The organism is Aeromicrobium ginsengisoli, assembly GCF_004134905.2.
In the GTDB taxonomy this organism is placed as follows: Bacteria; Actinomycetota; Actinomycetes; order Propionibacteriales; family Nocardioidaceae; genus Aeromicrobium; species Aeromicrobium ginsengisoli.
This window is the reverse complement of record NZ_SDPQ02000002.1, coordinates 943,302-955,191: the sequence shown is the minus strand read 5'-3', so window position 1 is coordinate 955,191 and position 11,890 is coordinate 943,302. Positions and strand designations below refer to the sequence as shown.

Annotated in this window: 9 protein-coding genes; all 9 read right to left on the bottom strand. The window is 67.5% G+C overall.

The window, feature by feature from the left end:
• Window positions 1–9: 9 nt before the first annotated feature.
• Window positions 10–1,518 carry a DNA polymerase Y family protein gene (locus ESP70_RS11485; protein WP_246162005.1) on the bottom strand — a complete coding sequence of 503 codons (1,509 nt, stop codon included), beginning with the start codon at window positions 1,516–1,518 and terminating at the stop codon, window positions 10–12.
• Complete coding sequence (locus tag ESP70_RS11480; RefSeq protein ID WP_149689387.1) at window positions 1,519–2,169, bottom strand: hypothetical protein; 651 nt, start codon at window positions 2,167–2,169, stop codon at window positions 1,519–1,521. It lies immediately after the preceding gene.
• A gap of 48 nt (window positions 2,170–2,217) precedes the next feature.
• Complete coding sequence (locus ESP70_RS11475; RefSeq protein ID WP_149689386.1) at window positions 2,218–4,218, bottom strand: S8 family serine peptidase; 2,001 nt, start codon at window positions 4,216–4,218, stop codon at window positions 2,218–2,220.
• An 80-nt stretch (window positions 4,219–4,298) separates the two neighbouring features.
• Complete coding sequence (locus ESP70_RS11470; RefSeq protein ID WP_149689385.1) at window positions 4,299–6,011, bottom strand: dipeptide ABC transporter ATP-binding protein; 1,713 nt, start codon at window positions 6,009–6,011, stop codon at window positions 4,299–4,301.
• Window positions 6,008–6,991, bottom strand: coding sequence for an ABC transporter permease (locus ESP70_RS11465; protein ID WP_149689384.1), 984 nt, complete (start codon window positions 6,989–6,991; stop codon window positions 6,008–6,010). Before ESP70_RS11465 ends, ESP70_RS11470 begins: the two co-directional genes overlap by 4 nt.
• A complete protein-coding gene (locus ESP70_RS11460; RefSeq protein ID WP_149689383.1) occupies window positions 6,984–7,910 on the bottom strand; it encodes an ABC transporter permease in 927 nt (308 codons plus the stop codon). The genes ESP70_RS11465 and ESP70_RS11460 overlap by 8 nt, the downstream gene beginning before the upstream one ends.
• Window positions 7,911–8,074: 164 nt before the next feature.
• A complete protein-coding gene (locus tag ESP70_RS11455; protein ID WP_149689382.1) occupies window positions 8,075–9,727 on the bottom strand; it encodes a peptide ABC transporter substrate-binding protein in 1,653 nt (550 codons plus the stop codon).
• 271 nt (window positions 9,728–9,998) lie between these two features.
• Window positions 9,999–10,946: an electron transfer flavoprotein subunit alpha/FixB family protein gene (locus ESP70_RS11450; protein ID WP_149689381.1), complete on the bottom strand. Its 948-nt coding sequence runs from the start codon at window positions 10,944–10,946 to the stop codon at window positions 9,999–10,001.
• A gap of 15 nt (window positions 10,947–10,961) precedes the next feature.
• Window positions 10,962–11,741 (bottom strand): electron transfer flavoprotein subunit beta/FixA family protein, encoded by a 780-nt coding sequence (locus ESP70_RS11445; protein ID WP_246162004.1) that lies wholly within the window; start codon window positions 11,739–11,741, stop codon window positions 10,962–10,964.
• Window positions 11,742–11,890: the final 149 nt, after the last annotated feature.

Here is an 11,890-nt window from a genome sequence, read left to right as displayed (position 1 = left end):
CAACCCCCGTCAGTCATAGCGGGCCTCCGTCCACCAGGAGCCGCCCTCGACGATCATGAGATAGGCACTGCCGTCGACACCGACGACCTGGAACCGGGCGATGCGGCGGGCCGCGACCTCGTCCCACCACTGGTCGTCGACCGGCCACGGTCCGGCCCACGACGCCACGGGCTGCCAGTCCTGACCGGCGGCCGCCCGGAACCGCGCCGGCTCCCCCGTGACCATGCCGCGCCCGGTGACCCCGATGGCCTGCCCCTCGGCACCGACGACCATCGCCTGCTGCGGCTCGAGATAGACCGTCGCCGGCGCAGGAGGCGGCAGGCTGCCCGGCCACGGCAGCCCCACCGCCCGGGCGGCGACGGGTCGCTCCCCCCACGGAGCGAGCAGCTGACGCTCGGCCGGCCCGCGACCGCCCTGCACCGAGACCGACACGACCGCCTCGTGCCCGACGATGCTCTGCACCCGCGCCACCCCGCGCTCGACCCGTTCGTCCGGTCCACCGCCGAAGAGGCTGTCGGCGTGGTCGCCGAGCGGCTCGGTGACCTCGGGAATCAGGCGTACGGCATCGACCGGTGCCCGAATCACCCCGTCGACCGACAGCTGCCAACGCACCCGGTCGACCAGGTCGGTCGGGCCGAACCAGCGCGGATGCATCCACCGCCGGGACGTCGCCAGCGAACCGTCGGTGTCGACCTCGATCAGGACCGTCGTGCACACCAGCCCGTGACCCGCGAGATCGGTGACGAACTTCTCGGCCGTCGTGCGTACGCTGAACGCGATCTGCTCCGCCAGGTCGAGCGGCGGCTCCAGCATCAACGTCGCCTCGAACTCCGGCGGCACCTGTCGCCGGCTGATCGGCTGCGGATTGAGGCCGCGCGCCATGCGGTGCAGCAGCTCGCCGTGCGTGCCGAACCGGGTGTGCACGTCAGCGGGCGCCAAGGCGGCGAAGTCGCCGAGGGTCAGCAACCCCATGCGGCGCAGCAACCCCACGATGGACTCGTCGTCGAGGGCGTCGACGGGCAGGTCCCGCAGGAACTGCGCCGACCCACCGGGAGGTACGACGAGGCTGTCCTGGGCGAGCGCGCGGCGAGCGGCCTGCTCGGCGGCGAAGAGCCCGTCGGCGATGCCGGCCCGGACGTCCCACACCCCCAGGCGTACGAGCCGCTCGGCGATGACCGCCGCCGCCTCGGCCTCACCGCCGTAGAACCGGGCCGGCACATTGATCGCGCAGAGCCCGGGCCGCAGCGGCGCCACGCCGGGGCTGAGCTCCTCGATCGCGGTCAGCACCGTCTCGAAGGCCCGGGCATCGGCGTCGGGGTTGTAGTCGTGCAGGGCCAGCCCCGGACACCGCGACTGGGCATCGCGCCGCCGCATGCCCCGGCGTACGCCTTCGGCCCGCGCCGCCTGCGAGCAGGCCAGCACATGACCCTTGTGGAGCACCGCTGCAGGCGTCGAGGCCGAGCTCTCGACCGCGACGATCGGCCAGTCCGGCGCCCACAGCACCATCGTGCGAGACACCTAGCTCACGCTCCGCAGCTGGGTCGGCTCCTGCTCGGCGCGACGGATGACCTGGGCGCGATCGGGCAGCCACAGCTGTCCCGTGCGGACCGGAGCCGTGCCGCGCTGGACCTCGACCGTGACCCGGCGGCCCTGCAGGTGCCCGTGCCCGCGCCCCAGCCCGACCCATTCGGCGTCACGCAACGACAGCCGGGCGTCGCACCGCGGCCAGTCACCGTAGGTGATGAGGACGGCACCGCGCTGTCGCAGGCGGGCGCTGATGCGGCTGACGTCCTTGCCCGAGATCTCTGCGGGCGCGGCCACCACGACGACGCCCAGCACGTCGATCAGCGCAGCCGTGACCTCGAGCCACGCCTCCCCCGGATCCGGCACCAGGATCGTCCGGCGCAGCTCGACCCCGGCCGCAGCGGCCGCCTCGAGCCCGAACTCCGCCGACCCCACGACCCCGCACCACGCGCCATCGGCCGAGGGGCCCGCCATCAGCGCCATCGCGAGGCTCGCCGAGTCGACCGCATAGCTCGATCCGGTCTGCAATTGCAGCAGCCCTGCGAACGCGGGGTGCGTCGCGACGGGCTGGGCTGCGGGGCGGCCCTGCATCTGGTCGACGCGGGCTCGCAGCTCGTCCAGGGTCGGGGCAGGAGCTACGGTCATTCACTCATCTTCGAACATGTGTTCGAAGGAGTCAATCCGCCTCAGGGACTACTTCGACACACTCACCCAGACCGACGGCGACCACTTGTAGGACACCCGGGAATTGCCGCCATAACGCATCTGCACCTTGTGCGACCCGGTCGTCGAGAAGACCGGCAGCCGCACCTGCGCACGGCCCGAGCTCAGCGCCACGAGCGCCACCCGGCGACCATCCACGTATGCCTCGACGCTCCCGGTCGGCGACTGCCCCTGAGCCGCAGTGACGGTCACGTACGCGTACAGCCGAGTCGTGTTGACGCGCGCACGGGTCGCCGACAGGCGCAGCGTCACCGATGCCGTGGCCTTGGGCACCGCCTTGGCGGCCGAGAGTCCGGAGAAGTCCGGATAGCCCTGCGTGTGCGCCGTCGACCGCACCGTCAGCGTCCGACCCAGGTCGGCACCCGCCAGCACGTACGACGTCGTGGTGGCCCCGGCGATCGGCGTCCCGTCCCGCAGCCACTGGTACGTCACCGAGTCCGGATGACCGTTCCACCGCCCCGGCGTGAACGACAGGGTGCTGCCGACCGTCGAGCCACCCTGCAGGACCGGGTGCCCGACCGGCGCCGGGATGCTCGCCAGGTTGAGGATGCCGGCACCGCACACGTTCCGCTCCACACCGGTCGTGGGGTCGTGCGAGATGCACGTGTAGTAGCTGTCGAACTCCGGCGGCTTGAGCGCGGCCGCCTTGAGCACCTGGACGACCTGGTCATTCGTGAAGTGACCCAGCGAGAGCACCAGCGCTGCGGCGGCGGACACGGCCGGCGCTGCCATCGAGGTGCCCGAGTTCTGTCCGTACGTCGGCCGCACCGGACCGGCGGTCCCGGCATCGACGGTCGACCAGATGCCCTCGTTCGGCCCGACCTCGCCGCCTTGCGCCATGATGCCGATCGTGCGCCCGGCGTTCGTGTACGACGTGAGGCTGCCGTCGATGTCGGTGGCGCCCACCGACAGCACGCCCTGGCAGTTGGCCGGCGTGCGGTTGAGGAGCGACTCGCTCTGGTTGCCGGCCGACACGACGACGATCGCGCCGCGGGACCGGGCCTCGTCGATGACGTCCTGGTACGCCGCCGGGCACTTCAGGTCGGTGACGCTGCTCGACAGCGAGACGTTGATGACGTCGGCCGGGGTCTTGTTGCGCGGGACTCCGGGAACGTCCCCGCCGGAGGCCCAGCGGATGCCGGCGATGATGTCCGACATCGTCGCGCCGCACTGGCCCACCACCCGCACGGGCTGGATGGCCACACCCGGCGCGATGCCGGAGATGCCGATGCCGTTGTTGCGCAGAGCCGCGACAATGCCGGCCACGTGCGTGCCGTGCCACGTGCTGGGATGGGCGGCGCAGTACCTGCCGTTGGAGGCGTTGCCGGGATCTGCTGCATTCGGGTCCCGGCCGTCGCCGTCCTTGGAGTTGCGGGGGTCGGCGATCAGGTCGTAGCCCGGCACGGCCTGCTTCGCCAGGTCGGGATGCGCGACGAGTCCGCCGTCGACGAGTGCCACGACGACCGACTTGCTGCCCCGCGTGGCGTCCCACATCGTCGGCGCGTCCATGCTGAAGTCCGGTCCGACCGGCGGGTCCTCGCCGCCGGAGTCCGATGACACCGGCACGGGCGTCCAGAGGTTGGTCTGCTGCGGGAAGTACGAGTCGTTGGGCACCGAGTCGCTCGTCGCCACGAGGTCGGGACTGACGTGGGCGACACCGGGCAGGAGGTTCAGGAGCTTGCTCAGCAGCCGTACGCTCGACGCCGGCAGGGTGTGGTCCAGGCGCAACGCCACGGCCGAGCCGCCCATCGGTGTCTGGCCGACGACATCGCGCCCCAGCAGCAACGAGATCCGCCGCAGCACCGCCTCGGGCAACAACCCGTCGGTCGAGACGATCAGGCCCGTGGCGTCATGCGCCCCGTAGGACGACGACGGCTGTACGTCAGCGGTGCCGGTGGTGCCAGCCTCCGCGACCGACGGCAGCATCAGACAGCCGGCAACCATCGCCAAGGAGAGCACCCAACGCCTCATGCCGACCCTTCGCTAGCGCCCGCTCCCAGACGACAGCGTACGGCAGGCAGTCAAGAAGCGGCGCAGGATCAGAGCAGAAATCAGGCCCCGAGCTCGATCGACGCACCCGGGATGGCATCCAGCAGCTTGCGCGTGTAGTCCTTCTGCGGGTTGTCGAAGACCTCAGAGACCGCCGCCGACTCCACGACCTTGCCGTCCTGCATCACGATCACGTTGTCGGCGATCTGCCGCACGACCGCGAGGTCGTGGGTGATGAACAGGTAGCTCAGGCCGAGCTCGGCCTGCAGGTCGTTGAGCAGCTCGAGGATCTGCGCCTGGACCAGGACGTCGAGCGCCGAGACCGCCTCGTCGCAGATCACGACCTCCGGCTCGAGCGCGAGGGCCCGGGCGATCGCGACGCGTTGCCGCTGGCCGCCGGACAGCTCGCCCGGATAGCGGGACATGACGGTGGTCGGCAGCGAGACCTTGTCGAGCAGGTCACGCACCCGCGTCTCGCGCTCCTTCTTCGTGCCCACGTCGTGGGTGCGAAGCGGCTCCTCGATCGACTGGTAGATCGAGTAGAGCGGGTCGAGCGACGCGTACGGGTTCTGGAACACCGGCTGCATCTGCCGGCGCAGCCTGAGCCGTTCCGACTTGGACTTGAGCTCATTGACGTCGCGGCCGTCGAACAGTACGCGACCCGACGACGGCGGGAGCAGGTCGAGCACCATGCGGGCGACGGTCGACTTGCCCGATCCGGACTCGCCCACGATCGCGGTCGTGGTGCCACGACGCAGGCTGAACGACACGTCGTCCACTGCCGCGAAGTCGACCTTCTGCCACGGCTTGGCGCCGCGCAGCTTGAAGATCTTGGTGAGGTTCTCCGCCACGATGATGTCGTTGCGCCCCTCGCCGAACTCCGCGTCGCTCTGTGCCACCTCTTCGGCGATCTCCGCGGCGGTCTGCACAGCCTGCTCACGCACCTCGGCCCTCGCCCGTACGGACGACAGCCGCTGCGACGCCAGCGAAGGCGCCTTGGAGACAAGACGCTTGGTGTAGGGGTGTTCCGGGCTCTGCAGGATGTCCCGCGCCGGTCCGGACTCGACGATCCGGCCGCGATACATCACGACGAGGTGGTCGGCCCGTTCGGCGGCGAGGCCGAGATCGTGGGTGATCAGCATGACGGCGACGCCCAGCGTGTCGGTCAGCTGGTCGAGGTGGTCCAAGATCTGCTTCTGAACCGTCACGTCGAGCGCCGAGGTGGGCTCGTCGGCGATCAAGAGCTTCGGACGTGCGGCGAGGCCCATCGCGATGAGCGCACGTTGGCGCATGCCGCCGGAGAACTCGTGGGGATACTGGCGAGCCCGGCGCTCGGCGTCCGGCAGACCGGCCTCCTCGAGCAGCTCGATGACTCGCTTGTCAGCCGCGTGGCCGCTGGCAACGCCGTTGGCGACGAGGGCTTCCTTGATCTGGAAGCCGACCTTCCACAACGGGTTGAGGTTGGACATCGGGTCCTGCGGCACTAGGCCGATCTCGGATCCGCGCAGCGCCAGGATCTTGCTGCGCGAGGAGCGACTGATGTCTGTGCCCTCGAATTGGATCTCGCCACCCAGGACCCTGCCGGTGCCGGGCAGCAGGCCGATGACCGCGTGCGCCAGCGTGGACTTGCCGGATCCGGACTCCCCCACGATCGCAATGGTCTGGCCGGGATAGATGGTCAGGTTGGCCTGGTCGACGGCCGTGAGGACCTGCTTGCCGGCGGTGAAGCCGACGCTGAGGTTCTCGACCTTGAGCAGAGGCTCGGTGCCCTTCACTTCTTCCTCGCCTTCGGGTCGAGTGCTTCTCGAACGGCCTCACCCAGCAGGATGAAGCCGAGGACGGTGAGCGCGAGAGCGGCCGCCGGGACGTACATGACCCTCAGGTGCTGGCCCGACCGGACCTGCGACTGGGCGGCCGACAGGTCGTTGCCCCACGAGGCGACGCTGGGCGGCAGGCCGAGACCCAGGAACGACAGCGAGGTCTCGGCGACGATGAACACGCCGAGCGAGATCGTGGCCGTCACGATGACGGGTGCAAGGGCGTTGGGGACGATGTGCCGCCACAGGTTCTTCATCCTGGACGCACCGATCGCGGTGGCGGCGTCGACGAACTCGAGGTTCTTGGTCTCGAGCACCGCGCCACGCATCTGCCGGGTGATCTGTGGCCAGGCGAACAACGCCAATGCCAGCACGACCACGAGGACGGAGAGCCAGAAGCCGCGATCAGGGAACCGGTTGTTGAGGACCGAGACGGTGACGATGCAGGCCAGCAGCAGCGGGATCGAGAAGAAGATGTCGCTCAGGCGCGAGATGATCGTGTCGGCGAACTTGCCGTAGTAGCCGGCGACGGCGCCGGTCACGACACCGAGGATCGTCGTCAAGATCGTGGTGAAGAAGCCGACCGCGACCGAGGCGCGGGCACCGTAGACCGTTCGCGACCAGACGTCGTAGCCCTGCTGGTTGTAGCCGAACGGGTGTCCGTCGGATGCCGGGTCGAAGCTCTTGCCCAGGTCCACCGTGGTCGGCTTGACGTCGGTGAACAGCGTCGGGAAGAAGATCATCGCCGCGATCACACCGAGGATCACCACCGAGAGCCAGAACAGGATCGAGACGCGCAGGCGCTTCCACGCCTCTTTCCACTGGTTGGCGGGGACGGCGTCGATGTCGACGGCGTCGATCTCGCGCAACGGGGTCTCGTCGACCGGCGCGACAAAACGTTCCTGGCCAGGGCGGGTCCCCGGTTGGGTCTCATGCATAGCGGATCCTCGGGTCGAGTACGGCGTAGATCAGGTCGACCAGCAGGCTCATCAGCACGTAGACCATGACCATGAACGTCACGATGGCCACGACCGTGGCTGTCTGTCCCTGCTGGATCGCCTGGTAGGCGGCGTTGCCGATGCCCGGCACGTTGAAAATTGTCTCGGTGATGACGGCACCGGCCATGAGCGAGCCGAGGTTGATGCCGATGTAGGTGACGACCGGGACCAGCGAGTTGCGCAGCACGTGGTTGCGCACCACAGCCCGGTTGGACAGGCCCTTGGCGCGTGCGGTTCGCACGTGGTCGGCGCTGAGGTTCTCGGCGACCGAGGTGCGCGTCAGGCGGATCGTATAGGCGAAGTTGGCGATCGCCAGCACGATGGCCGGCAGGATCAGGTCGGTCACAGTCCAGTCACCGCCCACCGTTGGAGACGTCCAGCCGAGCTTGACACCGAAGATCAACTGCATCACGAAGCCGAGCACGAAGATCGGGATCGAGATGAGCAGCAGCGAGATGACCAGTGCGGTCGAGTCGAAGAAGCCGTTGCGGTTGAGGCCGGCGATCGTACCGATCGTGATGCCGAGGATCGCGTCGATCAGGAGGGCCATGAAGGCCAGCGTCACGGTGACGGGGAACGTCTCCTTGATCAGGTCCATGACGGGCTGACCGGAGAAGGTGTTGCCGAAGTCAAGGGTCAAGGCACCCTTGATGAAGTAGAACATCTGGGAGTACCACGGATCGTCCAGGTGGTACTGCGCTGCGATCGCGTTGCGTACTTCCTGCGACACCGGTTTGTTGCCGGCGAGGTTGAGTACGGGGTCGCCCTGTCGCAACTGCAACAGGAGGAAGAGGATGGCCACGGCGCCGATGAACACCGGGATGGTTTGCAACAACCGTTTGGCGACGTACCACCACATGGTTGATCTCCTGAAGGTCGTGGAAGCGTGGACCCACGCGGTCCGGCTTCACGGTACTCCGAAAGCACAACACCCGGGGGTTGGGCCAGCTGGTGCCGGCCTGGACATGGCGGACGGAACGGAGGCAGCCCAGCGGGCCGCCTCCGTCCGTCACACCGGCGGTACTACTTCGTCAGTGCGTAGTAGTCCGGCTTCTGCTTCCAGTTGAACACGAACCCCTTGAGGTCCTTGGCCGTCACTGCGGTGGCGTTCTGGTACCACAGCGGGATGGCCGGCAGGTCCTTCATCAAGATGGCCTGCGCCTCGCCGATGAGCTTGTAACGCGCAGCGCCTTCAGCAGCGGAGGCTTCCTGGATCAACTTGTCGAAGTCCTTGTTGCTGTAGTCGCCGTCGTTCGAGCCGGCGCCCGTGGCGTAGATCGGTCCGAGGTAGTTGAGCATCGACGGGTAGTCCGCCTGCCAACCGGTGCGGAACGCGGTCTTGATCGTACGGTCGGTGACGTCCTTGCGGAGCTCGTCGAACGTCGCGTAGACCTTCGGCTCGGCGTCGATCCCCAGCGTGTTCTTGAGCTGGTTGGTCATCGCCTCGGTGAACTCCTTGTTGCCGGCACCGTCGTTGTTGTAGGCGACGACGAACTTGCCGTCCCACTTGGCGATCTTGTCAGCCGCGGCCCACTTGGCCTTGGCGTCCTCGGCGTTGAACTTCAGCACCTCGTTGCCGGCAACCTTGTCGGTCCAGCCGTCGAGCACCGGCGACGTGAAGTCGCTGGCAGGCGTACGAGCGTTGTTGAAGATCTTCTCGGTGATCTCGGGACGGTTGATCGCCTCGGAGATGGCCGCGCGACGCAGGTCGCCTTCCTCGTCGTTGCCGAAGTGCGCAAGGCGCTCCGGGATCGTCAGGGAGGAGAAGCTCGAGCCGGGCTCGTTGTAGGCCTTGACCTTGTCGTCGCTCTCGAACGTGGTCAGCGCGCTCGGCGGGACCTGGTCGAGGACGTCGAGGTTGCCCGACTGGACGTCGGTGTAAGCCGCGTCCGTGCCGCCACCGGCGTAGAACTTGAAGATCAGTCCGCCGTTCTTCGGCTTGTGGACACCCTGGTAGTCCGGGTTCGGCTCAAGCGAGATCTGCTTGTTGCGCTCCCAGCCCGACTTCGTGAGCTTGTAGGGGCCGTTGCCGATCGGGTGCTCGCCGTACTCCTTGGTGATCTTGCCCGCGGAGTCGTAGGCCGAGTCTGGGACCGGGAAGTAGGCCGAGTAGCCGAGACGAAGCGGGAAGTCCGACTCCGCCGACTTCAGCGTGATCGTGAATTTCTTGTCGTCGATGACCTTGAGGCCCGACACCGTCTTGGCACCCTTGACGGTGTTGCCGATGTCGTCGGTGCCCTCGATCGGGTAGAAGAAGTAGTTGTTGAGCTGCTTGTTGTCCGGGTTGGCGCCGTAGTTCCACGCCTTGACGAACGACTCAGCCGTGACGGCCGAGCCGTCGGTGAACTTCTGGCCGTCCTTGAGGGTGACGGTCCACACCTTCTTGGCCGCGTCGGGCTCGATGGACTTGGCAACCTCGTTGGTCACCGAACCGTCGGTGTTGTAGGCCACCAGACCGGAGAAGAGGTTGTCGATCGGGTCTCCGCCACCGACCTCGTTGGTAGCGGTCGGGATCAGCGGGTTCTGGGGGTTGGTGCCGTAGACCGTGATGACGGACTTGCTGCCACCGCCGCCCTCGCTCTTGTCGTCGCTGCCGCCGCCACAAGCCGCCAGGGTAAGGCTGCCGGCCGCGATCAACGCCACACCCGCAAGGCGGGTACGCCGAGAGAGTCGCATGGATTCCTCCTGTGATTGTCTGGTGCACGCTGGCGCGCGCCCCCTATGACTATCACTGCGACCGGCTCACGGGACAGCATTGCAGGGCTGCTTAATCAAAGTGTTACCAAAAGGTAGACGGCGGCCGACACGGTGAAGTCAATAGTCCTGCGGACTCATCCACGCTGGTTCTCACGGGTCAGACCGCCGTTTCACATGCTGGTACGTGCCGCGAACGCCGACGGCCGGCTCACCGTGGTGAGCCGGCCGTCGTGTCGAGCTGATCTGGTGGTCAGCCCTTGCGCTTCTTGATCTCTTCGGTGGCCTGCGGGAGGACGGCCTTGAGGTCGCCCACGACGCCGAAGTCGACGAGCTCGAAGATCGGTGCCTCGTCGTCCTTGTTGACCGCGATGATCGTCTTGGACGTCTGCATGCCGGCCCTGTGCTGGATCGCACCGGAGATGCCGTTGGCGACATACAGCTGCGGCGAAACGGTCTTGCCGGTCTGGCCGACCTGGAACGAGTGCGGGTACCAACCCGAGTCGACCGCCGCACGGGACGCCCCAACAGCAGCACCGAGCGAGTCGGCGAACGCCTCGACCTCGGAGAAGTCGCCACCGGTGCCACGTCCACCCGACACCACGATCGCGGCCTCGGTCAGCTCCGGACGACCCGAAGCCTCCTTGGGCTTGGACGACGTGATCTTGGCCGTCTTGGCAGCGTCGGAGATGTCAGCCGTGACCGCTTCGACAGCACCTGCAGCCGGTGCAGCCTCCGGAGCGGTCGAGTTGGGCTTGACCGTGATGACCGGCGCGCCCTTGGTCACGTTGGACTTCACGGTGAAGTTGCCGGCGAACACCGACTGGGTCGTGGTGATGGTGCCACCATCGGCCTGCACGTCGACCGCGTCGCTGATCCAGCCGGACTCTGTCTTGAGCGCCACCCGGGCGCTGATCTCCTTGCCCTCGGTGCTGGCGCCGACGAGCACGGCAGCCGGGGACTTGTCGGCGACGAGCTGCGCGAGCGCCTCGGCCTTGGGGCCGACCAGGAACTCGGCGTAGGCGGCGTCGTCGTACGTGTAGATCTTCTCCGCACCGTATTCGGTGAGCGTGGCGTTGTCGGCCGACCCGAAGACCACCGCGGACGGCTCGCCGATGCGGCGGGCGATCGTGAGCAGCTCGAGCGAAGGCTTGGTGACCTTGCCGTCAGGGGCGTCGATCAGAACGAGTACTTCAGTCATGTGTCAGTGCCCTTCTCAGACGAACTTCTTGGAGGCGAGGAACTCGACGAGCTTGGCGCCGCCGTCTCCCTCGTCCGTGACGATCTCACCGGCAGTGCGCGGCGGGCGGGGCTCGAACGACTCGACCTTGGTCCACGCGTTGTCGAGGCCGACCGAGCCGGCGTCGAGGCCGAGATCGGCGAGCGTCCACTCCTGGACGTCCTTCTTCTTGGCGGCCATGATGCCCTTGAACGACGGATAACGAGCCTCACCGGACTGGTCCGTCACCGAGACGACGACCTTGCCGGACGCCTCGATCTCCTGCGTGGCGACATCGCCGTCGCGGCGGATCTTGACCGTGTCACCGTCAACGCTGACCTCCGACGCGAACGTGACTGCCGGCAGGCCCAGACGCTCGGCGACGAGGGTCGGAACGACACCCAGACCACCGTCGGTCGACGCCATGCCGAAGAACACCAGGTCGTAGTCGAGCTTCTTGATCGCCTCAGCCAGCACCAGCGACGTCGCGAACGCGTCCGAACCGTGAATCGCGTCGTCCTGCACGTGCACGCCCGCGTCGGCGCCCATCTGCAGGGCCTTGCGCACCGCATCGGAAGCCTGCTCGGGGCCCACCGTCAGGACGGTGACCTCACCCTCGCCGGCCTCGACGACCTGGAGCGCCTGCTCCACCGCGTACTCATCAAGCTCGGACAGCAAACCATCAACACCAACACGGTCGACGGTGTTATCGGCGCTGAAGGTCCGGTCAGCCGTGGCATCCGGAACGTACTTCACAGCGACAACGATTTTGGTCACGAGGACCCTCCTGTGAATCTGGGACGCGACGACCGAACAGCCGTCACGGCAGTCTCTGGACTGTGCAAGAGCCACCATCCCACGCCTGTGGCGCTGAAATGAGGCGGCCCTTCGTCATCTGAATGTTACCTAGAGGTAGCAATGCGGGC